We start from the raw sequence: 23,758 nt of genomic DNA on the forward strand, positions 1-23,758 counted from the left end.
TTTTCGGCGGGTCCGGGGCTAGAATAGCGGGACCGTTGACGACAAAGGGACAAGGTTATCATGCGTACACTAAATCGCCTGTTACTGGCTGGCTTGTTTGCAATCACCCCGCTGGCCGTCATGGCGGCGGACGACGCACCCTCGGCGGACCCGGATGTCACCATCCGCACCGAAGGCGATAAAACCATTCAGGAGTATCGCCAAAACGGATTTTTGTACGCGATCAAGGTCACGCCGAAAAACGCTCCGCCGTATTTCCTGGTGCGTGCCGACGGCACTGATGCAAACTTCATCCGCTCGGATCAGCCGGATATGCTGATTCCGTCGTGGAAAATTTTTGAGTGGAAGTAGTTTTTTAACTTTAATCGGCGCCGTGTCAATCACGGCGCCCGAACTGAGCAGTTTTTGACCATGTCTGTGTTCACCCCCCTGGCTCGGCCCGAGCTGGAAACCTTTCTCGCCCCTTATGGGCTTGGTCGCCTGCTTGATTTCCAGGGGATCGCCGCCGGCAGCGAAAACACCAATTTCTTTATCAGCCTGGAGCAGGGCGAATTCGTCCTGACCCTGGTCGAGCGCGGCCCGGTGCAGGAAATGCCGTTCTTCATCGAACTGCTGGACGTGCTGCATGACGCCGACCTGCCGGTGCCTTACGCCTTGCGCACCACCGATGGCGTAGCGCTGCGGGAACTGGCGGGCAAGCCGGCGCTGTTGCAACCGCGCCTGGCCGGCAAGCACATCAAGCAGGCCAACGCCCAGCACTGCGTCCAGGTCGGCGAGTTGCTGGCGCATCTGCACTTGGCGACCCGCGACAACATGATCAAGCGCAAGACCGATCGCGGCCTGGACTGGATGCAGGAGGAGGGCGCCAAGCTGCTCTCGCACCTCGACGCCGAGCCGCGTCGGCTGCTCGGGGCGGCGCTGGATGAAATCGCCCTGCAGAAGGTCGGCATCCTGGCGCTGCCGCGCGCCAACATCCATGCCGATCTGTTCCGCGACAATGCGATGTTCGAAGGCACGCACCTGACCGGGCTGATCGACTTCTACAACGCCTGCTCCGGGCCGATGCTGTATGACGTGGCCATTGCCTTGAACGACTGGTGCTCGGACGACGACGGCGTGCTCGATGGCCCCAGGGCGCGAGCGCTGCTGGGCGCCTATGCGGCGCTGCGACCGTTTACCGCCGCTGAGGCGCAACTGTGGCCGACCATGCTGCGCGTGGCGTGCGTGCGGTTCTGGCTGTCGCGGTTGATCGCCGCTGAATCCTTTGCCGGGCAGGATGTGTTGATCCACGACCCGATGGAGTTCCAGCAGCGCTTGGCGCAGCGGCAGACGGTTCATACGGTGTTGCCTTTCGCCCTCTGATAACCGACAGGTGCACGAAGGCTTTTGTGGCGAGGGAGCTTGCTCCCGCTCGGTTGCGCAGCGACCGCAAGATTTTTAGGGCCGCTTCGCAGCCCAGCGGGAGCAAGCTCCCTCGCCACAAGAGCAGCCGGGGTTACAACGACTCCAGGCACCCCGCCAAATCATTCCCCAACTTCTCCAACAACTGCTCATACCCCTGCGCCGTCGCCGGGGTGTAGCCGCCCAGTGCATCGAGCTCCGCCAGCTTCACCGGGAGCCCGGCCACCAGGGTTTCGGCCAGGCGCGGGCGCAGGGGCGGTTCGCTGAAGACGCAGGTCTTGCCCACGGCCTGCAAGCGCGTGCGCATCGCCGCCACATGCTGGGCGCCGGGCTGGACTTCGGCGGCCACGGCGAACACCCCGGCGTGCTTGAGGCCGTAGTTGTCTTCGAAATAGTCAAACGCCTCGTGGAAGACGAAATACGGCTTGCCCGCGACCCCCGCCAGACGCGCCTTGAGGCGTGTGTCCAAGGCATCGAGACGCTGGTTGAAGCCCTTGAGGTTGCTTTGATAGCGGGCCGCGTTGGCCGGATCCGCCGCGCTCAGGTCAGCCGCCATCTTGGCGGCGATTACCCGTGCATTGAGCGGCGAGAGCCACAGGTGGGCATCCACGGTGCCGGGGCGATGGTCGTGATCATGTTCATCGGCGTCATGGTCATCATCTTCGTGGGACGCGCTGTCCTGGGCGAAGTGACGCAACTTGAGCCCGGGCAGATCCTGGATGGCGACGGAGGGCTGCGTGCGACCGTTCAACACCCGCGGCAGAAAACCTTCCATATCGGGGCCGATCCAATACAGCAGATCCACCGATTGCACCTTCCGTACATCGGATGGCCGCAAGGCATAGTGATGCGGCGAAGCACCAGGCGGCAGCAACACTTCCGGAACCGCCACGCCGTCCTGCACCGCAGCGGCAATCAGCTGCAACGGCTTGATGCTGGTGAGCACCTTGACGTCGGCCTGGGCCGAGCCAATCAGTAGAAAACTTGCGACAAAAGCGACAAAGAGCGAAAAAAATCGGGACACGATGACCACTCGTAGAGGCGAGAACGGGTAACATAATAACGTCTCTCACTAAACTCGTCGCTGCCCATGCCTATAACACCCCTTGCCAGTCGTCCCCACGATCACTCCCACTGCGTGCACAGCGCGCTGTCCGAGGCCGACGCCATCTGCGCGCGCCAGGGGTTGCGCCTGACCGCCCTGCGTCGGCGCGTGCTGGAATTGGTCTGGCAGAGCCACAAGCCACTGGGCGCCTACGACATCCTCGCGGTGCTCAGCGAACAGGACGGCCGTCGCGCCGCGCCGCCGACGGTCTACCGGGCACTGGATTTCCTTCTGGAAAACGGCCTGGTGCATCGCATTTCGTCGCTGAACGCCTTCGTCGGCTGCAACCATCCGGAGCACGCCCACCAAGGCCAGTTCCTGATCTGCCGCGAATGCCACGCCGCCATCGAGCTGGAACAGAAGTCCATCAGCGATGCCATCATCGCCAGCGCCAAGGAGGTCGGCTTCGTGGTCGACACCCAGACCGTCGAAGTGGTCGGTCTCTGCTCCGGCTGCCAGGGGGCCTGATGAGCAATGCGTTGATCCGCCTCGATCAGGTGGCCGTGACGTTCGCCGGGCAGAGCGTGTTGGACAACATCCACCTGAGCGTCGAGCCGGGGCAGATCGTGACCTTGATCGGCCCCAACGGCGCCGGCAAGACCACCCTGGTGCGCGCCGTGCTGGGTTTGCTCAAGCCCGACAGCGGCAGCGTCTGGCGCAAGCCCAAGTTGCGCGTCGGCTACATGCCGCAAAAACTCCACGTAGACCCGACACTGCCGCTGTCGGTGCTGCGCTTCCTGCGCCTGGTGCCGGGCGTGGATCGCGAGCGAGCCTTGGCCGCGCTCAAGGAAGTCGGCGCCGAACAGGTGATCGACAGTCCGGTGCAAAGCGTGTCCGGTGGCGAGATGCAGCGCGTATTGCTGGCCCGGGCCTTGTTGCGCGAACCCGAACTGCTGGTGCTCGACGAACCGGTACAAGGCGTTGACGTGGCGGGGCAGGCCGAGCTGTACAGCCTGATCACGCGCCTGCGCGACCGCCACGGCTGCGGCGTACTGATGGTCTCCCACGATTTGCACCTGGTGATGAGCACCACCGACCAGGTGGTCTGCCTCAACCGCCATGTCTGCTGTTCCGGGCATCCCGAGCAGGTCAGTGGCGATCCGGCCTTCGTCGAATTGTTCGGAAAAAACGCACAAAGCCTGGCGATTTATCACCACCACCATGACCACGCCCATGACCTGCATGGTTCGGTGGTCAGCGCTCCTTCTGCTTCCAATCATGTTCATGGAGATGGCTGCAAGCATGGCTGATTTTCTGTTGTACGCCCTGCTCGCAGGCCTGGCTCTCGCGATGGTGGCCGGCCCCCTGGGTTCGTTCGTGGTCTGGCGGCGCATGGCCTATTTTGGCGACACCTTGTCCCACGCAGCGTTGCTCGGCGTGGCCTTGGGGTTTCTGCTGGACGTCAGCCCGGCGGTGGCGGTGACCGTTGGCTGCCTGTTGCTGGCGGTGGTGCTGGTGACCTTGCAACAGCGCCAGCCGCTGGCGTCCGACACGCTGCTGGGTATTTTGGCCCCGAGCACCCTGTCCCTCGGGCTGGTGGTACTAAGCTTCATGCATGACGTGCGGATTGACCTGATGGCCTATTTGTTCGGTGATCTGTTGGCGATCAGTCCGACCGACCTGTCGTGGATCCTCGGCGGTAGCGCGGCGGTGCTACTGTTGCTGGTGGCGCTCTGGCGTCCCTTGCTGGCCGTTACCGTTCACGAGGAACTGGCACGGGTCGAAGGCCTGCCTGTGCTGGGCTTGCGGCTGGCGCTGATGCTGTTGATTGCGGTGGTCATCGCGGTGGCGATGAAAATCGTCGGGGTGTTGCTAATCACTTCATTGCTGATCATTCCGGCGGCTGCGGCACAGCGTCACGCCCGCTCCCCTGAGCAAATGGCCCTGGGCGCGAGCCTGCTGGGCATGCTCGCGGTGTGTGGCGGCCTGGCACTTTCCTGGTTCAAGGACACCCCGGCCGGCCCGTCGATCGTGGTCAGCGCCGCTGCGTTGTTTCTGCTGAGTTTTGTCCTGCCCCGTCGAGGGGTGTAGACTTGCTCGCTTTTTGCGCAAATAGAGAGTCGCAGGAATGAAGCCGTTCGCCTCCCGTTATCTGCTCCTTGTCGCATTTTCCCTGCTGCTGGGCGCTTGCCAGAGTACACCGCCGGTCACCCAGGCCCCCGATACGCGGGGCCCGGCCATCGCGCAGCTCGAGCAAAGCCTGGCCAGCAATGAGCTGGCCACCGCCGAAGACCAGTTGGCTGCCTTGCAAGCCCAGTCGCCCGAAGACCGATCGCTGGAACCCTACCAGCGGCAATTGGCCGAGGCGTATCTGCGCCGCAGCCAGATCGATCTGCAAAAAGGCGACGTCAACGCCGCCGCCACCGCCCTGAGCCGTGCCCGAGCCTTGATGCCCAAGGCCCCGGCGCTCACCGGCGAGGTCAACAGCGCCATTGCCGAAGCGCGCAAGGCCGACCTGGAAAAAGCCGAAGCCGCCCTCCAAGCCGCCGAAGCCAAACCGGTTGCCAAAGTGATCGACCCCAGCGCACCCAGCACCACGGTTGCGCTCAACCTCGCCGATATACAGCAAATGCGTCGACAACTGGACGCCATCGCCGCCGACGTGGTGAATTATCAGTGTGACGTCAGCATCCAGGCACCGCGCACCGATGATTATCCGTGGTTGGCGACTTTGCTGACCAAGCGGGTCATGAAACTGGACCCGGGGTTTGATTTGAAACTGCAGAAGCAGATTTTGCGCAGCGTGCCGGCGCAGGTCGTGCTGACTCCGCGTAAGCCCTAAAAGCATCGCGGGCAAGCCTTGCTCCCACAGGGCAATGTGTTCCCTGTGAGAGTTGATCCTGTGGAGCTGATCTGTGGGAGCAAGGCTTGCCCGCGATAGCGCCCTACCAGACAACACATCTCCTTAGGCTGGAACCGCCTTGGCCTTCGGCTCCCGCATCCAAACCCGATGCTGAGCAATCGCCGCAAAAAACCGCGAAAAACCGCTCGCGTCCGCATCTTCGATCAACCCCGCATCCACCTCCAGCTTCAACTCCACCAACAACTGCCGGGCCTCACCATGAAGCCCAATGGCTTTCAGATGCTTGTAGGCCTCCAGCACGTAATGCAACGCCACGCCGTCGCGACTCAAGGCCTTGATCGACTCCGCGCCACCAGGCACGAACACCGCGTCAAAGGCAATCGACGGCAAGCCTTCCATGGACGCATCCACCGCCAGCGTTTTCCCATCGGCCGTGGTTACCGGCGCGGAGGTCGGCCCCAACACTTTGGCGTGGGCGCCCTCGGCCTCCAGAGCCGTCTTGAGCACATCGATGATCGCCCCATCGACTCCGTTAGCCACCAGCACCGCCACTTTGCGCGTCTTGATGTCGCCGGACAGCAGGTTCGCCTGGCTCAAGGCCGGAGATTGCTCCAGCGAAGGTGTCGGAACGTCGACAGTTCCAGCGGTCGGTGCCGGCAAGCCGAGGTTTTTCGCTACCCGCCCGGCCAGTTCCAGGTCGATATTGGCGAGGATCTCATTGACCTGCCGCGCCCGGATGAACTCACGCTCCACCTTGCCCAGCTCGAAACTGTAGGCAGCGATGATGTGCTCCTGCTCATGAGGGCTCATGCTCTTGTAGAACAACCGCGCCTGGGAGAAATGATCACCGAACGAATCGCTGCGTTGGCGGATCTTGTAGGCGTCGATGCGCTCTGGATAACTTTCAAAGCCGCCGTCTTCCGGGCCGGGCGGGGTTTCCTTCGGCCAGCCGCCGTCGATGGAGTTCGGCTCGTAGGACGCACGCCCCTTGTCGATGGTGGTCCGGTGCATCGCATCACGCTGGCCGTTGTGCACCGGCGTGATCGCCCGGTTGATCGGCAACTCGTGAAAATTCGGCCCACCGAGTCGGCTGATCTGCGTATCGGTGTAGGAAAATAGCCGCCCCTGCAGCAATGGGTCATTGGAAAAGTCGATACCTGGCACGATGTGCCCGGGGCAGAACGCAACTTGCTCGACCTCGGCGAAGAAATTGTCCGGGTTGCGGTTCAACACCATCTTGCCCAGGGGCGTGATGGGCACCAGCTCTTCAGGGATGATCTTGGTCGGGTCGAGCAGGTCGAAGTCAAACTTATGCTCGTCCTCCTCGGCGACAATCTGCACGCCGAATTCCCATTCCGGGTAGTCGCCCATCTCGATCGATTCCCAGAGATCGCGACGGTGGTAGTCCGTATCTTTACCCGCCAGTTTCTGGGCTTCGTCCCACACCAATGAACACGTCCCGGCTGTAGGGCGCCAGTGGAATTTGACGAAGCTGCTTTTGCCTTCGGCGTTGATCATGCGGAAGGTGTGCACACCAAAACCCTGCATCGTGCGTAGGCTTTTTGGAATGGCCCGGTCAGACATCGCCCAGATCACCATGTGCGCCGATTCCGGCACCAGCGAGACAAAATCCCAGAACGTGTCGTGGGCCGAGCCGCCTGTAGGAATTTCGTTATGGGGCTCGGGTTTTACCGCGTGGACAAAGTCCGGAAATTTCACCGCGTCCTGAATGAAAAACACCGGCATATTGTTGCCCACCAGATCGAAGTTGCCTTCGTCGGTGAAGAACTTCACCGCAAAGCCACGCACGTCGCGCACGGTGTCGCCGGAGCCGCGTGGGCCTTGCACAGTGGAAAAACGCACGAAGACCGGGGTTTTCTTGCTCGGATCTTGTAGGAAACCGGCTTTGGTCAATGCCGAATGCGCATCGTAGCTCTGAAAATAACCATGGGCGCCGGTCCCACGGGCGTGGACGATGCGCTCCGGGATACGCTCATGGTCAAAGTGCGTGATTTTTTCACGCATGATGAAGTCTTCCAGCAACGAAGGGCCGCGAGGGCCGGCGCGCAGGGTGTTCTGGTTATCGGCGATCTTCACGCCCTGGTTGGTGCGCAACGCTTGTTCGGTGGCGTCGGAGCGAAACTGCTCCAGGCTTTCGAGCTTGGCGTTGGTGTTGCCGCGATCCAGCGTGTCGGTCCCGGCCAGTTGGCTCTTGTTGACCGTGGGCTTTTGGGTACTCATCAGGCATGACTCCTCTTTGCGTTCCTCGCCGTGGCCAGGAATCTGAGTTCGATGCCGCAGGTGCATGACCCCGGCATTTCGAGTGGCTTAATGAGTGACCTATGCCGTTTGGCTGTGTTCCTTTTTTATGGCCATTGATCGCGTTATTGCCAAATGACAGGTCCGATCGCAAATAAATGCTAAGAACCTCTATACGGACAGGCTAAAATGCGCGCCCGGCTAACCGCTGATCCTTTTCCAACGCGCCCCACAAGGTTCGCTACGTGATCGAGTTTCAAGACGTCCATAAAACCTACCGAGTCGCCGGTAGGGATATTCCCGCCCTGCATCCGACCAGTCTGACGATTGAGAACGGTCAGGTCTTCGGCCTGATTGGCCATTCCGGTGCGGGAAAAAGTACCCTGCTGCGCCTGATCAATCGCCTGGAAGATTCCACGGGCGGCAAGATCATCGTCGACGGCGAGGAAGTCACCGCCCTGGACGCCAGCGCCCTGCGCCGCTTCCGCCAGCAAGTCGGGATGATCTTCCAGCACTTCAACCTGCTGGCGTCCAAGACCGTGGCCGACAACGTAGCGCTGCCACTGACGCTGGCGGGCGAGTTGTCCCGCAGCGACATCGACCGTCGAGTGGCCGAGTTGCTGGCGCGGGTGGGCCTGTCCGACCACGCCCGCAAATACCCGGCGCAACTGTCCGGCGGCCAGAAGCAGCGCGTCGGCATCGCCCGCGCCCTGGCAACCAAACCCAAGATTTTGCTGTGCGACGAGGCCACCAGCGCCCTCGACCCACAGACTACCGCCTCGGTGCTGCAACTGCTGGCGGAAATCAACCGCGAGCTGAAGCTGACCATCGTGCTGATCACCCATGAAATGGACGTGATCCGCCGCGTTTGCGATCAAGTGGCCGTGATGGACGCCGGCGTGATCGTCGAGCAAGGCCCCGTGGCCCAGGTGTTCCTGCACCCCAAGCACCCGACCACCAAGCGTTTCGTCCAGGAAGATGAGCAAGTCGACGAAAGCGAACAGCGCGACGATTTCGCTCACGTCCCAGGGCGCATCGTGCGTCTGACGTTCCAGGGCGAAGCGACCTACGCGCCCTTGCTCGGCACCGTCGCCCGGGAAACCGGCGTGGACTACAGCATCCTGGCCGGTCGTATCGACCGCATCAAAGACACCCCCTACGGGCAACTGACCCTCGCCATCACCGGCGGTGACATGGAGGCGGCGTTTGCCCGCTTCACCGCGGCCGATGTCCACATGGAGGTGCTGCGCTAATGGAACTGTTGAGTTCGTTCTTCTCCAACATCGACTGGCTGGAAATCTGGCTGGCGACGGGCGACACCTTCCTGATGCTGTTCGGTTCGCTGCTGTTCACCGTCCTGCTCGGCCTGCCGCTGGGGGTGCTGTTGTTCCTGTGCAGCCCGCGCCAGTTGCTCGAAGCCCGCGGCGTTTATGCGCTGCTGTCGCTGATCGTGAACATCCTGCGTTCGCTGCCGTTCATCATCCTGTTGATCGTGATGATCCCGTTCACGGTATTGATCACCGGCACCTCCCTGGGCGTGGCCGGCGCGATCCCACCGCTGGTGGTCGGCGCCACACCATTCTTCGCCCGCCTGGTGGAAACGGCCCTGCGCGAAGTCGACCGCGGCATCATCGAAGCGACCCAGGCCATGGGCGCGACAACCCGGCAAATCATCGTCAACGCCTTGCTGCCGGAAGCCCGCCCAGGCATTTTTGCAGCGATTACGGTGACAGCGATTACGCTGGTTTCCTACACGGCCATGGCCGGTGTGGTCGGCGCTGGTGGTTTGGGCGACCTGGCGATCCGCTTCGGTTACCAGCGTTTCCAGACCGATGTGATGGTGGTCACGGTGGTGTTGCTGCTGGTGCTGGTGCAGGTCCTGCAAACCGTGGGCGACAAACTGGTTGTGCATTTTTCTAGAAAATAAGGCCTCGCGGCCAATAAATCATGAGCCGGCCATTCGCTGGCAGGCGCCAAGAGCAGGCGCCCCACAAGGAGTTAGCTGAATGAAAAAACTACTGGTTGCCTTCGCTGCCGCCGCCGCGTTTTCCGCCCACGCCGCCGACACCCTGACCGTCGCGGCCACGCCGGTCCCGCACGCGGAAATCCTCGAATTCGTCAAACCGGCCCTGGCCAAAGAAGGCGTGGACCTCAAGGTCAAGGTCTTCACCGACTACATCCAGCCGAACGTACAAGTCGCCGAAAAGCGCCTGGACGCCAACTTCTTCCAGCACCAGCCGTACCTGGATGAGTTCAACAAAGCCAAGGGCACGCACCTGGTGAGCGTGGCCGGTGTGCACCTGGAACCCCTGGGCGCGTATTCCAGCAAGTACAAGGCACTGACAGAACTGCCGGGCGGCGCCAACGTGGTGATCCCGAACGACGCCACCAATGGCGGCCGTGCACTGTTGCTGCTGGCGAAGGCTGGGGTGATCAAGCTGAAGGACTCGAACAACATCCTGTCGACGACCAAGGACATCACCGAGAACCCGAAGGATCTGAAATTCCGTGAGCTGGAAGCGGCGACCATTCCACGGGTGCTGACCCAGGTGGACCTGGCGTTGATCAATACCAACTATGCGTTGGAAGCCAAGCTTGATCCTTCCAAGGATGCGCTGGTTATCGAAGGTAGCGACTCGCCTTATGTGAACATCCTGGTGGCTCGTGAGGATGATAAGGACAGCGAGGCGATGAAGAAGCTGGTTGCAGCGCTGCATACGCCGGAAGTGAAGGCTTTTATTCTTGAGAAGTACAAAGGCGCGGTTTTGCCGGCTTTTTGATCTGATCAGGTGGTGAAAAAACGGGGCTGCGTGGGAATGCAGACCCGTTTTTTTTATGCTCGAAAATGTGTGGCGTCACGGAAAGACCCGCAAGATCACGGGCTATCGCGGATCAACGTTATCCAACACCCGATTCGCCAGCAATGAACTCAATTCAATCAACTGCTGGATGCCGAGAAGGATGTGACGGCGCGGGCCTTCCAGGTCGAAGGCCAGGTTGCTGACCATCGCGTCGGCTGCCGCCAGGGTTTCGCTGAGGTTGGCGAGTAGGCACTCGTTGTCGGCGTTTTTTGCGACGGTGAAGAGTTGGCCTGGTTGGGACGCATCTTCGGACTTTTCAGGTTTTGGTAGCAGGTAATGATCCAAGGCGCGTTTGGTGGCTTCGTCGTGCTTTTTTGCTTTGGATTTGGCGTGGCCTGTCTCTGGAGGGTTTGGAGTAGGTTTGAACATTGGGACTTTCCTATATAGGGCCGCCACCATCTCGCTACTAAACGAAAGGAGGCAGCTGTGCGCAAGTTAGTAGACCGGTAAAGTCACCAAACCCGGCGCGCCCGAAGGCGCCTTGCGCACAGCCACCATCAAGTGCAGGCAAACGCCTGAATGGATGACACTCATGCAACCGTAGATGACTAACCGAGCTACTAAACCCGACCACTGATGGGCAGTGGCAGGGAAACGATAGAACCCGGGGGCAAGGCGCACAAGCGGGCGGATTCTGGCGTAGTTGTAGGCAATGGCGCAAGGATTCGTAGCTTGATGGAAGGGTGGCGCTAGCGGAATAAACATGGCTTCGTTTTGCCTTGGAATTCGGAGCCAGAGGGCCGGTTTTAGCGATGGAGCCTGACGTTGTTGTATCGCGTTACAAAACGCTGCAAGTCAATTTGCCCGTCATGCTTTACTGACGTTCTGTCACTTCCAACCTGTAACGTATGCTCACGCGCCTTCAAGGGTGATCCGTACCGAGAGCCGTATACATAATGTCCTTCGCTGAGCTGAAATCCTTCCACATGGTCGCCCGCCTGGGCAGCATTACCCAGGCGGCGAAGAAGCTCGGCCTCAGCCAGCCCACGGTCACCACGCAGATCCGCAGCCTCGAAGGGCAGTACGGCGTCGAGCTGTTCTACCGGGGTGGTCGGCGTCTGACCCTGAGCGATGAAGGCGTGCGCCTGCTGCCCATGGTGCAACAGTTGCTGCAGCAGGAGGCCGACATTGAGTTCTTCTTGCGCAACTGCGGCCAAGTACAAGGTGCCCTGCGCATCGGCGCCACTGCGCCTTACTACATGCTCGACCTGGTTCGGCGCTTTCGCGAGCAGCTGCCGCAATGCGAGGTGACGCTGGAGATCGGCAACTCGCAGCAGGTGATCGAAGCGTTGGAAGATTACCGCGTCGACCTTGCCGCCTCCTCGCTGTTGGTCGAAGACCCGCGGCTGACCCGCCTGCTGTTGGGCCACGATCCACTGGTGTTGGCCGTACACCGTGGTCACCCGCTGGCCGCGCGGGAACGCGTGCCGCTCGCAGCCCTGGCCGGGCACTGCCTGCTGATGCGCGAGAAAGGTTCGACCACTCGCGTGCTCACCGAACAGTTGCTGCGCGACGCTGGCGTGGCGCTGGGTTCGTTGTTGGAGATTGGCAGCCGCGAGTCGATCCACGAAGCGGTGCTGCGCAATATCGGCATCAGCATCACCGCCCGCCACGAAGTGCCGGCCAGCGCCGAGCTGCGGGTGATCGAACTGGAAGGCGCGCCGCTGATTGCCGAGTACCTCTACTGTCTCAAGGAGCGCCGCAGTGCGCGCCTGCCGGCGGCCTTTCTTGCGCTGGCGCGGGAAGCCGCGGGCACCTCGTAGGACGCTTCGCTGCCCTCCCGCCGGGGCGCAAACACATCGTCTACACAAATCCACCGATGCCACTATCGGCAGTTTTTGCCCAACTGCCATAAAGCCTTAGCACCCTGTGTCCAGAATGGACCTCGTATTCCACCGACGAGGTTCCGCCATGGCTACGGTCAGCTTGCAACTGCGCGACATACACAAGGCCTTCGGCGCCTTTCAGGCGCTGGACGGAGTGTCGCTGGACGTCTCTGCTGGCGAGCTGGTGTGCCTGCTCGGCCCCTCGGGCTGCGGCAAGACCACCCTGCTGCGCTGCATCGCCGGGCTGGAGCGCCAGGACGGCGGCCATATTTTCTTCGGCAATCGTGATGTCTCAACGCTCCCACCACAGGCGCGCGACTACGGCATCCTGTTCCAATCCTATGCGCTGTTTCCCAATCTCACGGTGGCGCAAAACATCGGTTACGGCCTGGCCGGCAATAGTCGCGAGGCTATCCGCGCGCGGGTCGCCGAGATGCTCGAACTGGTCGGCCTCAAGGGCAGCGAGCAGAAATACCCCGGCCAGCTCTCCGGCGGCCAACAACAGCGCGTGGCCCTGGCCCGTGCCCTGGCGCCGGCGCCCCAGCTCCTGCTGCTGGACGAACCGATGTCGGCCCTCGACGCTCGCGTGCGCGAACACCTGTGCGGCGAGCTGCGCCAGTTGCAGAAGAGCCTGGGCATCACCACCGTGATGGTCACCCACAACCAGGACGAGGCCATGCTCATGGCCGACCGTATCGCAGTGATCAACCACGGTCGGGTCGAGCAATACGCTACGCCCCAGGAGATCTATCGCGCGCCCGCCACGCCTTTCGTCGCCGAGTTCGTCGGCCAGGGCAACTGGCTGCCCTACGAGCGCGACGGCGAGCACGCCCGGGTTGGCGAGCTTAGCTTGCGTCTGCACGGCGTCCGCCCGGCCGAACGCGGTCGCCTGTTCTGCCGCCCCGAGGCGGTGGTGATCAACCCGACGATGCATGAGGACAACCTGTTCAGCGCACAGATGCGCGAGATCACCTTTCTCGGCAATCGCTGCCGCCTGAGTTTCGAGCTGGACGCCCTGCCGGGTCATGCCCTGCTGGCCGAGCTGGCGCCGGACGCCATGCCGCGCCTGGCCGCCCCGCATATCTGGGTGGCCCTGCCGCCGCGCAGCCTGCAAGTGTTCGTCTGATGGAACAGGTATTGCTGAGCAAGCCCCAAGCCGGCGCGCGGCGCCTGCCTGCCGACCTCGCCGACCGGATATTCGTCCACGGTGGCCAGTGGTTGCTGTTGGTGTTGCTGGTGCTCGCCGTGCTGCTGCCGCTACTGGCCATGCTTTGGCGAGGCTTTGCCAGCGAGCCCGGGCAGGGCGGTGGGCTGACGGCGGCGGCCGAGCTGTTCGGCAGCGCCAACTTCCGCTGGCTGCTGGGCAACAGCCTGGCGGTCTCGCTGACCGTGGCCGCCATCGTCGTGCCGCTGGCCTACGCCTTCGCCTATGCGCTGCAGCGTACCTGCGTGCCGGCCAAGGGCCTGTGGCGCGGCATTTCCCTGCTGCCGCTGCTGGCACCGTCGATACTGCCGGGCATCGCGCTGATCTACCTGTTCGGCAACCAGGGCGCGCTTCGGCACCTGCTCACGGACAATATCTATGGCTTCTGGGGCATCGTCATCGGCGAAGCCATCTACACCTTTCCCCATGCGCTGATGGTGCTGCTTTCGGCCCTGGCCCTGGCCGATGCGCGCCTGTTCGACGCCGCCTCGAGCATGGGCGCTTCACCGTGGCGGGCATTTCGCAGCATCACCTGGCCGGGCAGCCGACAGGGCGTGTTCGCCGCCTTCTGCCTGGTGTTCACCCTGTGCATCACCGATTTCGGCGTGCCGGTGGTGGTCGGCGGCGATTATCAGGTGCTGGCGCTGGAGGCCTACAAAGCAGTGGTCGGGCAGCAGCAGTTCGGCCGCGGCGCGCTGATCGGCATGGTCCTGCTGCTGCCGGCGCTGTTGAGTTTCACCGTCGACCTGTGGCTGCGCCGCCGTCAGCGCGATGCAATGAGCGGCCGCGCCCAGGTTTACCAGCCGCAACCGTCGCGCCGCCGCGACCTGGCCTTCCTCGCCGTGGTGCTGCTGATCTGCGCGGCGCTGCTCGGCGTGTTCGGCATGGCGATGTACTCGTCGTTGGTCAAGTTCTGGCCCTACGACCTGTCGCTGTCGCTGCACCACTACGTCTTTTCCGAACTCCCCGGCGGCTGGCAGGTGTACCGCAACAGCCTGCTGCTGGCCAGCTGCACGGCCGTGTTCGGCAGCCTGCTGACCTTCACCGGCGCCTACTTGCTGGAAAAGACCCGGCAGAGCCCGCTGACCCAGGCCCTGCGCCTGCTCAGCTTCGTGCCGATGGCGGTGCCGGGGCTGGTACTGGGCCTGGGCTACGTGTTTTTTTTCAACCTGCCGGGCAATCCGCTGCACGGCCTGTACGGCAGCCTGACCCTGCTGGTCGCGTGCACCATCGCGCACTTCCTGACAACCGCGCAGTTGACCGCCAGCGCCGCGCTGCGCCAGCTCGATGGCGAGTTCGAGGCCGCCGCGCTGTCGCTGAAGGTGCCGCTGCTGCGCCACTTTTTGCGCGTCACCCTGCCGATCTGCCTGCCGGCGTTGCTCGACATCCTGCGCTACCTGTTCGTCTCGGCGATGACCACGGTGTCGGCGGTGATCTTCCTCTACAGCCCGGACAGCCTGCTCGCCGCCATCGCCGTGCTGAACATGGACGACGCCGGCAATGTCGGCGGCGCCGCGGCCATGTCCACCCTGATTCTGCTCACCTCGGCCGCGGTTTCGCTGCTGCTGGCGGGGGCCTCACGCGGCGTGCTGCGTCGGGCCCAAGCCTGGCGCACGGCCGCCGGCCAATGATTACCCTGGAGACTGCCATGCACTACCAACACCCCGACCGCCTGCACGCGGCCATTCTCGACTGGGCCGGCACCGTGGTCGATTTCGGCTCCTTCGCGCCGACCCGCATCTTCGTCGAGGCCTTCGCCAGTTTCGACGTCGAGATCAGCCTGGAGGAGGCGCGCGGGCCGATGGGCATGGGCAAGTGGGACCACATCCGCGCCCTCTGCGACCTGCCGACGATTGCCGAGCGCTACCAACGCCGCTTCGGCCGCCTGCCGAGCGACGAAGATGTGACGGCGATTTATGAGCGCTTCATGCCCTTGCAGATCGCCAAGGTCGGCGAGCACTCGGCGCTGATCCCCGGCGCGCTGGCGTGTATCGCCGCGCTGCGCGAGCGCGGGCTCAAGCTCGGCAGTTGCTCCGGCTATCCCAAACAGGTGATGGACAAGGTGGTCGAGCTGGCCGCCGCCAATGGCTATAGCCCGGACCATGTGGTGGCCACCGACGAGGTGCCGAAAGGCCGGCCGAGCCCGGCCCAGGCGCTGGCCAACGTCATCGCCCTCGGCCTCGACGATGTGGCCGCCTGCGTCAAGGTCGACGACACCGAGCCGGGCATCCTCGAAGGCCGCAGCGCCGGCATGTGGACCGTGGCGCTGCGTTTCTCCGGCAACTTCCTGGGCCTGGACTGGGCGCAGTACCAGGCCCTGACGCCCGCGCAGCGCGAAGCCGAGCGCACGCGCATCGACGCGCTGTTCGCGCCGAGCCGACCGCATTACCTGATCGACACCCTCGCCGAACTGCCGCCGGTGATCGACGCGATCAACGCTCGCCTGGCCCGGGGCGAGAGCCCGCAAGCCAGCTGAATTCGAATAACCAACGCCACGCAATGCCAACCAAGGAGCTCTTCATGTTCAAACGTACCGCTCTGGCCGCCGGCCTGCTCGCCGCTTGCGCCATGCAGGCCCAAGCCAACACCGAGCTGACCGTGTACACCGCCCTCGAAGTGGAACAGCTGGCCGCCTACAAGACCGCCTTCGAAAAGCTGCACCCGGATATCGAGATCAAGTGGGTACGCGACTCCACCGGCATCGTCACCGCCAAGCTGCTGGCCGAGAAGGATCGCCCGCAAGCCGATGTGGTCTGGGGGCTGGCCGGCTCCAGCCTGGCGGTGCTCAAGCAACAAGGCATGCTCGAAGCCTACGCCCCGGCCAACCTGGACAAGATCGGCGCCAACTACCGCGACACCGCCAACCCGCCGGCCTGGGTCGGCATGGACGTGTGGGCTGCGACCATCTGCTTCAACACCATCGAGGCCGAGAAACAGGGCCTGCCCAAGCCGACCAAGTGGGAAGACCTGACCAACCCGGTGTACAAGGGCAAGATCGTGATGCCCAACCCGGCTTCGTCCGGCACCGGCTACCTCGACGTCAGCGCCTGGTTGCAGACCTTCGGCGAGCCCCAGGGCTGGGCCTACATGGACAAGCTGCACCAGAACATCGGCCAGTACACCCACTCCGGCTCCAAGCCATGCAAGCTGGCCGCCGCCGGCGAGTTCCCCATCGGCATCTCCTTCGAGTACCCGGCAGTGCAGCTCAAGCGCAAGGGTGCGCCGCTGGACATCGTCCTGCCGAAGGAAGGCCTGGGTTGGGAGATCGAGGCCACCGGCATCATCAAGGGCACCGAGCAGCTGGAAGCGGCGAAGAAGCTCGCCGATTTCTCCGCCAGCCGCGAGGCCATGGACCTGTACAAGGCGAATTTCGCCGTACTGGCCCAGCCGGGCATCGCCGAGCGCTTTCAGGAACTGCCCGCCGACTACGAGCAGCGCCTGATCAAGAACGACTTCGCCTGGGCCTCGGAGAACCGCGACAAGATCCTCGCCGAATGGCGCAAGCGCTACGACGGCAAGTCCGAACCTGTCGCCCAGTGACGTGGCCGGTAGAACCTTGCTGGCGGTGTGACGCGGGTTTGCTGTACGGCTCGCCCGCCAGCCTTGCCAGAGGGGTTCTGCCCATCATTGCTGCACGTTGATCCATCCGGCTGCGTTGGCGGCCGCCTTTTTCGTTCCAGGAGTTTCCCCATGAGTCAGCACGACTGCGATCTGTTGATCGTCGGTGCCGGCATGCTCGGCCTCGCCCATGCCTGGGCCGGCGCCAAGCGCGGCCTCAAGGTCCGTGTGTTCGAGCGCAGCCACACGCCGCTCGGCGCCTCCATCCGCAACTTCGGCCAGGCCCTGGTCACTGGCCAGGCACCCGGCGTGATGCTCGACCTGGCCCGCCAGTCCCGCGGCCTGTGGGCCGAGCTGGGCCAGGCCGCCGGCCTGCAGCTCAAGCAGCAGGGCTCACTGCTGTTTGCACGCAGCGAAGCCGAAGAAGCCTTGCTCGAAGCCTTCTGCGCAGGCCGCGCCCGTGAACACGGCTACCGCGTCGAACTGCTGCGCGGCGCCGCCTTGGATGGGCTGTACGGCGGACGTTTCGCCCACCATCGCGCCGCCCTGCATGGCCTCGACGACCAGCAGCTGTATTCCCGTGAGGCGCTGCCGCAGATCGTCGATTACCTGCGCGGGTTGGGCGTGCAGTTCCACTTTTCCACCCTGGTGCGTGACGTCGAGCCAGGTAGCGCCCTGACCAGCGCCGGGCGTTTCAGCGCCAGGCACATCGTGGTCTGCTCCGGACACGACTATCAGACGTTACTGGCCGAGCCGCTGGCCGCGCTCCAGCCTTCGGTGTGTCGCTTGCAGATGCTGCGCGCCCGCCTGCAACAGCCGCTGGACCTGCAGCACGCGGTGCTCACCGGTCTGAGCTGCGTGCATTACGGCGCTTTCGCCGATTTGCCGGAAGCCGAGGCCATCCGCGCGCAGATCCGCCGCGAGCAGCCGGAACTGGAACCCCACGGCATCCACCTGCTGGTCAGCCCGACGCCCCATGGCGAGCTGATCATCGGCGACTCCCACGACTACGGCGATGACGCCTCGCCGTTCAATGCCGAGGGCGTGGACGACCTCATGCTGGCGCTGGCCGAGCACACCCTGGGCGGCAAGCTGCAGGTACTGGAGCGCTGGCAGGGCGTATACGGCTCGCGCGGGCCCGGCCCGTTCAGCGTGGTGCAAGCCGGAGCAGGCGTCAGCGCTGTACTGATGCACACCGGCCTGGGCATGAGCGTCGGCCTCGGCCTCGGTGAGCGCAGCCTGGCGGCCATGCTCGGCGAAGGAGAATGGCCGCGGGCCAGCGCCGCAAGCCTGCATCGCATGAGCGCGGAACAAGCGGTGGCCGAGCTGTTTGCCCTGTGCCGCCAGCAGGCGCAGGCGGACTACATCGGCGAGGCGGTCAGCCAACTCGAGCATATGGTCCAGGCTGCCGAACTGGCACGTGACGAAGGGGCAGACGAGGAGTTGGTGCTGGCCGCTTTCTGCCACGATGTCGGGCACTTCTGTGCGCCGCTGACGACGGACAACTCAATGGCCGGCCTGGGCCGTCGAGGCCACGAGCGAGTGGGCGCCAACTGGCTGCTGGGGTTGGGCTTCTCCCAGCGCCTGGCGGGGCTGGTGGCGCGGCATGTAGACGCCAAGCGTTACCTGAGTTGGCGCGATCCGGCTTATCTGGCCGGGTTGAGTGAGGCCAGCCGGCAGACCCTGGACTGGCAGGGTGGGCCGATGACAACCCGTGAAGCCGAGGCCTTCGAGGCCGACCCGCTGTTCGCCGACAGCCTGCGCTTGCGCCGCTGGGACGAGGCAGCCAAGGTCGCCGGGAGACCGTCAACCGATCTCAGCGATTTGGAACAGCTTGCGATACGTGTTTACCAGGCCGCGATACCTTGATGGAAGGATCACACCAGCGGAATAAACAGGGCTTGGTTTAGGCCCGTAAATGGGGGCCCGAGAGCGGCGGGAACGACGAAGTCTCTTTCAGCAATTACTTGCTCGCGCCCCCGATAAGCATCTGTCCGTTGTTCGAGCCGAATGAACCATTAGGATCTGCTTCATTGTTCTACAACCCGCATGATAAATTCCCGCCGCGACCTCTAATCAATAGAGGGCATTCAGGGAGAGAAGTAAGTGATCAAGTCTTTGTTGGTTGGGGCATTGCTGGCAATGGCATCCGCATCGGCATCTGCGATGAGTTGCGATAACCCTAGAAACGCCTATGACAGAACCTATTGCGCGTCGCTGAAAATGGTTCAGTCGGATCAGGACATCAATGATCAATACAAGAAGACGATGAGTGCGCTGAACCCGGATCAAAAGAAAAAAGTGAAAGCCGCTCAAATCCAGTGGATCAAAAATCGTGACAGTGCCTGTTCCAACGATGGCCTGCTCTACCTGGACTGTGCCAACGAGAAGACCGAGGCGCGTATCGTCATACTCAAAGCTGTCGAGCGCGAATGCCGTGCTGCCGGTTGCGACGACGCCAAGCTGTCGCAAGTCGAGTAACCCGTAAACGACGTCGGGCTTGCCCTCGCTGAAAAAACCCGACGTAACGCGTCGGGTTTTTCTTTGGCGGGTTCACCCGCTATCGCGGCTCAATGCAGTCCAACACCCGATTCGCCGGCAACGAACTCATCTCGCCCCCTTGCCCTCTTTTTTCGTGCCTGGGGCAGGCTGGTCATCAGGCACGGTTTGTCTGGTTGAAATGCATGGGGCTGCTTCGCAGCCCAGCGGGAGCAAGCTCCCTCGCCACGGAGGGTTTGTGTTCCTGCATAGGGTTTGGGAATAAATCCATTCGTCACAGTAATTCAGTTGTTTGCGCTAATGGCAGGGTGCCACAATCACTTTTTTGTTGCGTCATAACCAGGTGGTTCAAATGTATGGCCCAAGATTGCGCAATGGCCAGGATTTTGTAATAGCCGAACAAGTGCGAACTGACCGATTGCAGCAACTGTTTCGCCAATCCGTTTCTGCGGTTTTTGGTAGTTACCTGGCTGCCATCATGCTGAGTTGGCTGTGTTGGGATCGGTTTGAGCACAGCACCATCTTTTGGTGGTTGGCCATCCTGGCCGCATCGACGCTGGTGCGTATCGCGATGTTCGTTGCCTATTTCCGCAGCGACGAAAGTCAGCGCACGCCTCAATATTGGGAGCGCAAATACTGGGTCACGCTGGTGCTATCCGCCAGCATCTGGGGCGGTGGGGCGTTTGTGCTCATGCCGGCGGACGACCTGTTGTCGCAGGCGTTGGTCATGCTCTTTACCGTCGGCATGTCCGTCAGCGCGGTGTCCTGCTACTCGGCCTATCGCGATATGACTCTGGTCTCCATTGGCGTGGTGTTATTGCCGTGCACCGTCTGGCTGCTGTTTCAACCGTCCCCGGTTCAAGTCGGCATGGCGCTTTCGATTTTGGTGTTCACGGCATTTGCGGCCCGCGCCACGCACAAAATGTCCCAGGCACTGGAAGTCGCCTTTCGACTCACCCGGGAAATGGAACAGGCCAACAGCATTTCAACCCGCGCGGCACAAACCGATGAATTGACCGGCCTGAAGAGTCGACGGGCATTTTTCGAGCATGCCCAGCAGCTTTACAACGAATGCAAGGCCAAGCGGCAAGGGTTGTGCGCGGTCATGTTGGACATGGATCACTTCAAGCACATCAATGACACCTACGGCCATCAGGTCGGGGATCAGGTTTTGCGCCAGATGGGGGCGGTCATCAGCTCGTCGTTTCGGGCAACGGATATCCACGGTCGGCTCGGGGGTGAAGAGTTCGCCATTTTGCTTCCCGACACGTCCATTGAGGTCGCCACCCAGATTGCAGAACGGCTCATCGATACGATCGCGGGTTTGACGATCGAGCCTGTTCACCATATCTCAGCCAGCCTTGGCGTCGCATCGACGGAGGCCTGTAATAAGGATCTTCACAGCTTGATGAATGATGCGGATAAAGCCCTGTATCGAGCGAAGGCGCAGGGGCGTAATCGGGTGGCTGTTGCTTAGTCAGGTTGGCTTTGCATCATCAGTCGGAATTTGATCGTGTCCATGCTCTGCGTCACCTTCCAGAAGCGGGACGCGGAGCGTCCCAGGCGGCATTCCCGCGCAGGAGCGTGGGAATGATCGAGAAATATTTCAGCTAGATTTTTAGCAAAAAATAGGAAGTTCTAATGGCATCCGAAGAAAGTCTCAGCAGCTACCAGAAGCGGGTAAGCGAGGCAGACCGCTGGGTTATAGGAATGAAGGGGCCGAAGCCTAAACACAACGAAATCAGCTATGCCGTAGCATCGCTCATGATCACCATGATTATTTCCATGATCGCCCTTGCGCTCGCGAACGTTCCAAGCGAGCGATCCGAGAACATCGTCCTCGGCTTGTCGATCTCCGCGGCGGCAGTTACTTTTCTGTGGAATCGGGTCATGACGAATGCGTGGTACAAAGCTTGGGGGAAGCGAATGCAAGAGACTGCTCCACGAGATTAGGCCCCACCGAAAGTATGCATGTTGACCTTGCACAGCCCTCATTGATCGTTCCCACGCTCTGCGTGGGCATGCATCCCGTGACGCTCTGCGTCACACCCCACAAGCGGAACGCGGAGCGTCCCTGGCGGCATTCCCACGCAGGAGCGTGGGAATGATCGAGAAGCCCATCATTCTGCTTTGAACTCCCTGTCTCCGAAGGGCCTGCAATTGCGCTGGCCCCCTGCTGATACCCCCCTAGCATCTCCTTCCCCTTGGCTCGCCTCGCGGCCCACACAAGCTGGCGACACTGCGAGCCCTAGAAATAAATTTCTTTTTAGATCAATTAGTTAATTCTGAATTAGCAATTTTTTAAAAATTTATCTTGCGCGCTAATTATTCATCAGTTAACTTTATCGCAACTGGTTAGCGCACAAACATTTAGCGCAGCCAATCTCGATCCAACCCATCAGCAATAGAGGAAACACCATGAACGTTCTCTACACCGCAGTCGCAACCTCCACCGGTGGCCGTGATGGCCGTGCTGTTTCCAGCGACAAGATTCTCGACGTGAAACTGGCCACTCCAAAAGCCTTGGGCGGCGCGGGTGGTGAAGCCACCAACCCCGAGCAGTTGTTCGCTGCCGGCTACTCCGCCTGCTTCATTGGCGCATTGAAGTTTGTCGCCAGCCAAAGCAAACGCAGCATTCCTGCTGATGCATCGATCACGGCACATGTCGGCATCGGCCAGATCCCTGGCGGTTTCGGCCTGGACATCGACCTGCACATCAACCTGCCGGGCCTGGATCAAGCCGATGCTCAAGCGCTGGTCGATGCGGCTCACCAGGTTTGCCCGTACTCCAACGCGACACGCGGCAATGTCGATGTCCGTTTGCACGTCACCGCCTAACTCACTAACTCACTAACTCACTTTATCTACGTATAAAAAGGATCAGAACATGAACACTCTCGGCAAAATTCTCGTTGGCTCGCTTCTGGCACTGTCGCTCGGCAATGCGTTCGCGACTTCTTCTGTTCAACCTACGTTCGCCGAAGGTGGTTCGGATCGCCTGATCGAAAGCCGTGTGGCTGAAGGCGGCTCCGATCGACTCATCGAAAACCGTGTGGCTGAAGGCGGCTCCGATCGCCTGATCGGAAACCGTGTGGCTGAAGGCGGCTCCGATCGACTGATCGAGAACCGTGTAGCCGAAGGCGGCTCGGATCGCCTGATGGAAAACAGAGTGGGCTGAACATCCCTTCACCACTCCAAAAGCCGGTCGAATCAACCCATGTTGCTTCCAAAACAAAAAACGCCGCTTATCTCTCATGAGCAAGCGGCGTTTTTTTTGCAACGTGTCATGGGATCCTAAACGATGCTATCCACCACCCCACCATCAACACGCAACGCCGCGCCAGTAGTGGCCGAGGCCTGTTCCGAGCTGGCGTAGATGATCATGTTGGCGACTTCCTCGACGCGTGCCGCGCGCTGGATGATCGAGGTACTGCGGTGCTCTTTGACGAAGTCTGCCGCGACCTTTTCCAGGCTTTCCCCGCTGCGATCGACGTCCGCCTGGAGCATCTGGGCAACGCCTTCGGAAAGCGTCGGTCCAGGCAACACCGAGTTCACCGTCACGCCCGTGCCAGCAAGGCGCTTGGCCAGGCCGCGAGCGATTGAGAGTTGGGCGGTCTTGGTGAAGCCGTAATGGATCATGTCCGCGGGAATGTTCACGCCCGATTCCGACGAGACAAACACAATCCGCCCCCAACCGCGCTCGACCATGCCCGGTGCGTAGGCCCTGGAAACACGCACGCCCGACATCACATTGGTCTCGAAGAAGCGCTGCCATTCGCTGTCCGGCGTCTCGAAAAAGTCTTCCAGTTTGAAAATGCCCAGGTTGTTGATGACGATATCGAAGCGTGGGTATTTGGCGATCAGTGCCTGGCAGCCCGGCGCGTTGCTCAGATCGCCAACAAAGCCATCGGCCCTTGAAGCGAGGGCGCCCAAGCGCTGCAACGCATCCTCCACGCTGCTTGCGCTGCGACCGTTGATAACCACTTGGGCGCCGGCTTCCAGAAAGCCTTTGGCTGTCGCGAACCCAATACCGCTGGTGGACCCAGTGACCAACACGTGACGGCCGGTGAAGTCGATGTTCATGAGGGGGACTCCTTGATTAATGAACCAGAGGAAGTGCGATATTTCTGACTGGACGGTAGTCCGACGGATTTAGAGATGGCTGTGCATCCCAACGTCGCCGATATCGCAGGCCCTTAATCATGGACACGATTGAGGCTTTGCGCCTCCTCGTGATCAATC

Annotated in this window: 24 protein-coding genes and 1 pseudogene; 21 read left to right on the forward strand and 4 right to left on the reverse strand. The window is 61.9% G+C overall.

Annotation, left to right across the window (positions count from 1 at the left end; all coding sequences use genetic code 11):
• The first annotated feature begins 60 nt into the window (after window positions 1-60).
• Complete coding sequence (locus tag LQ215_RS00155; protein ID WP_230146876.1) at window positions 61-351, forward strand: DUF2782 domain-containing protein; 291 nt, start codon at window positions 61-63, stop codon at window positions 349-351.
• 60 nt (window positions 352-411) lie between these two features.
• Window positions 412-1,362 (forward strand): homoserine kinase, encoded by a 951-nt coding sequence (locus LQ215_RS00160; protein ID WP_230146877.1) that lies wholly within the window; start codon window positions 412-414, stop codon window positions 1,360-1,362.
• A gap of 133 nt (window positions 1,363-1,495) precedes the next feature.
• Here LQ215_RS00160 and znuA read toward each other — a convergent pair whose 3' ends face one another.
• A complete protein-coding gene (gene znuA, locus LQ215_RS00165) occupies window positions 1,496-2,425 on the reverse strand; it encodes a zinc ABC transporter substrate-binding protein ZnuA (RefSeq protein ID WP_230146878.1) in 930 nt (309 codons plus the stop codon).
• Between the two features lie 66 nt (window positions 2,426-2,491).
• On the opposite strand from znuA, the gene zur reads away from it, so the two are divergent.
• From zur to LQ215_RS00185, 4 genes are read left to right on the forward strand one after another with little or no spacing between them, the layout of a single operon-like run.
• Window positions 2,492-2,974 carry a zinc uptake transcriptional repressor Zur gene (zur, locus tag LQ215_RS00170; protein ID WP_109752856.1) on the forward strand — a complete coding sequence of 161 codons (483 nt, stop codon included), beginning with the start codon at window positions 2,492-2,494 and terminating at the stop codon, window positions 2,972-2,974.
• Entirely contained in the window at window positions 2,974-3,756 is a 783-nt protein-coding gene (gene znuC, locus LQ215_RS00175) for a zinc ABC transporter ATP-binding protein ZnuC (protein WP_230146879.1), read from the forward strand. Before zur ends, znuC begins: the two co-directional genes overlap by 1 nt.
• Window positions 3,749-4,537, forward strand: coding sequence for a zinc ABC transporter permease subunit ZnuB (gene znuB / locus LQ215_RS00180; protein WP_230146880.1), 789 nt, complete (start codon window positions 3,749-3,751; stop codon window positions 4,535-4,537). The genes znuC and znuB overlap by 8 nt, the downstream gene beginning before the upstream one ends.
• A gap of 37 nt (window positions 4,538-4,574) precedes the next feature.
• Window positions 4,575-5,288 carry a PA5502 family lipoprotein gene (locus LQ215_RS00185; protein WP_230146881.1) on the forward strand — a complete coding sequence of 238 codons (714 nt, stop codon included), beginning with the start codon at window positions 4,575-4,577 and terminating at the stop codon, window positions 5,286-5,288.
• Between the two features lie 123 nt (window positions 5,289-5,411).
• On the opposite strand, the gene katE is transcribed toward LQ215_RS00185, so the two are convergent.
• On the reverse strand, window positions 5,412-7,616 hold the full coding sequence (gene katE / locus LQ215_RS00190; protein ID WP_290369057.1) for a catalase HPII: 2,205 nt from the start codon (window positions 7,614-7,616) through the stop codon (window positions 5,412-5,414).
• Between the two features lie 197 nt (window positions 7,617-7,813).
• Here katE and LQ215_RS00195 point away from each other — a divergent pair, with 197 nt between their 5' ends.
• The 3 genes from LQ215_RS00195 to LQ215_RS00205 all read left to right on the forward strand — a co-directional run bounded on the left by LQ215_RS00195 (window position 7,814) and on the right by LQ215_RS00205 (window position 10,348).
• Window positions 7,814-8,821: a methionine ABC transporter ATP-binding protein gene (locus LQ215_RS00195; protein WP_230146883.1), complete on the forward strand. Its 1,008-nt coding sequence runs from the start codon at window positions 7,814-7,816 to the stop codon at window positions 8,819-8,821.
• Entirely contained in the window at window positions 8,821-9,495 is a 675-nt protein-coding gene (locus LQ215_RS00200; RefSeq protein ID WP_003196204.1) for a methionine ABC transporter permease, read from the forward strand. Before LQ215_RS00195 ends, LQ215_RS00200 begins: the two co-directional genes overlap by 1 nt.
• A gap of 79 nt (window positions 9,496-9,574) precedes the next feature.
• Window positions 9,575-10,348 carry a MetQ/NlpA family ABC transporter substrate-binding protein gene (locus LQ215_RS00205; RefSeq protein WP_230146884.1) on the forward strand — a complete coding sequence of 258 codons (774 nt, stop codon included), beginning with the start codon at window positions 9,575-9,577 and terminating at the stop codon, window positions 10,346-10,348.
• A 102-nt stretch (window positions 10,349-10,450) separates the two neighbouring features.
• On the opposite strand, the gene LQ215_RS00210 is transcribed toward LQ215_RS00205, so the two are convergent.
• Window positions 10,451-10,798 carry a DUF6124 family protein gene (locus LQ215_RS00210; protein ID WP_230146885.1) on the reverse strand — a complete coding sequence of 116 codons (348 nt, stop codon included), beginning with the start codon at window positions 10,796-10,798 and terminating at the stop codon, window positions 10,451-10,453.
• A gap of 527 nt (window positions 10,799-11,325) precedes the next feature.
• Between LQ215_RS00210 and LQ215_RS00215 the strand changes: the two genes are divergently transcribed.
• From LQ215_RS00215 to LQ215_RS00270, 12 genes and pseudogenes are all read left to right on the forward strand, one after another.
• Window positions 11,326-12,192 carry a LysR family transcriptional regulator gene (locus LQ215_RS00215; RefSeq protein ID WP_230146886.1) on the forward strand — a complete coding sequence of 289 codons (867 nt, stop codon included), beginning with the start codon at window positions 11,326-11,328 and terminating at the stop codon, window positions 12,190-12,192.
• Window positions 12,193-12,340: 148 nt separating this feature from the next.
• Window positions 12,341-13,381, forward strand: coding sequence for a putative 2-aminoethylphosphonate ABC transporter ATP-binding protein (locus tag LQ215_RS00220; protein WP_230146887.1), 1,041 nt, complete (start codon window positions 12,341-12,343; stop codon window positions 13,379-13,381).
• Window positions 13,381-15,090, forward strand: coding sequence for a putative 2-aminoethylphosphonate ABC transporter permease subunit (locus LQ215_RS00225; RefSeq protein WP_230146888.1), 1,710 nt, complete (start codon window positions 13,381-13,383; stop codon window positions 15,088-15,090). Before LQ215_RS00220 ends, LQ215_RS00225 begins: the two co-directional genes overlap by 1 nt.
• A 17-nt stretch (window positions 15,091-15,107) precedes the next feature.
• Window positions 15,108-15,935, forward strand: a complete 828-nt coding sequence (gene phnX / locus LQ215_RS00230; RefSeq protein WP_230146889.1) for a phosphonoacetaldehyde hydrolase — start codon at window positions 15,108-15,110, stop codon at window positions 15,933-15,935.
• Window positions 15,936-15,979: 44 nt separating this feature from the next.
• Window positions 15,980-16,999, forward strand: coding sequence for a putative 2-aminoethylphosphonate ABC transporter substrate-binding protein (locus LQ215_RS00235; RefSeq protein WP_230146890.1), 1,020 nt, complete (start codon window positions 15,980-15,982; stop codon window positions 16,997-16,999).
• 150 nt (window positions 17,000-17,149) lie between these two features.
• A pseudogene (locus tag LQ215_RS00240) lies at window positions 17,150-18,280 on the forward strand (TIGR03364 family FAD-dependent oxidoreductase); the annotation flags it as partial.
• Window positions 18,281-18,412: 132 nt separating this feature from the next.
• Window positions 18,413-18,886: an HD domain-containing protein gene (locus LQ215_RS00245; protein WP_230147012.1), complete on the forward strand. Its 474-nt coding sequence runs from the start codon at window positions 18,413-18,415 to the stop codon at window positions 18,884-18,886.
• A gap of 237 nt (window positions 18,887-19,123) precedes the next feature.
• Window positions 19,124-19,498, forward strand: a complete 375-nt coding sequence (locus LQ215_RS00250; protein WP_033062452.1) for a lysozyme inhibitor LprI family protein — start codon at window positions 19,124-19,126, stop codon at window positions 19,496-19,498.
• 370 nt (window positions 19,499-19,868) lie between these two features.
• The gene (locus LQ215_RS00255) at window positions 19,869-20,993 is read left to right on the forward strand and encodes a GGDEF domain-containing protein (RefSeq protein ID WP_230146891.1); all 1,125 of its coding nucleotides are present in this window, start codon (window positions 19,869-19,871) and stop codon (window positions 20,991-20,993) included.
• Window positions 20,994-21,157: 164 nt separating this feature from the next.
• Entirely contained in the window at window positions 21,158-21,469 is a 312-nt protein-coding gene (locus LQ215_RS00260) for a hypothetical protein (RefSeq protein ID WP_230146892.1), read from the forward strand.
• A gap of 465 nt (window positions 21,470-21,934) precedes the next feature.
• Window positions 21,935-22,354 carry an organic hydroperoxide resistance protein gene (locus LQ215_RS00265; protein ID WP_230146893.1) on the forward strand — a complete coding sequence of 140 codons (420 nt, stop codon included), beginning with the start codon at window positions 21,935-21,937 and terminating at the stop codon, window positions 22,352-22,354.
• A gap of 49 nt (window positions 22,355-22,403) precedes the next feature.
• The gene (locus tag LQ215_RS00270) at window positions 22,404-22,694 is read left to right on the forward strand and encodes a hypothetical protein (protein ID WP_230146894.1); all 291 of its coding nucleotides are present in this window, start codon (window positions 22,404-22,406) and stop codon (window positions 22,692-22,694) included.
• Window positions 22,695-22,810: 116 nt separating this feature from the next.
• On the opposite strand, the gene LQ215_RS00275 is transcribed toward LQ215_RS00270, so the two are convergent.
• On the reverse strand, window positions 22,811-23,599 hold the full coding sequence (locus LQ215_RS00275; RefSeq protein ID WP_230146895.1) for an SDR family NAD(P)-dependent oxidoreductase: 789 nt from the start codon (window positions 23,597-23,599) through the stop codon (window positions 22,811-22,813).
• Window positions 23,600-23,758: the final 159 nt, after the last annotated feature.

Origin of the sequence: Pseudomonas brassicacearum (assembly GCF_918698105.1) — a bacterium.
In the GTDB taxonomy this organism is placed as follows: domain Bacteria; phylum Pseudomonadota; class Gammaproteobacteria; order Pseudomonadales; family Pseudomonadaceae; genus Aquipseudomonas; species Aquipseudomonas brassicacearum_F.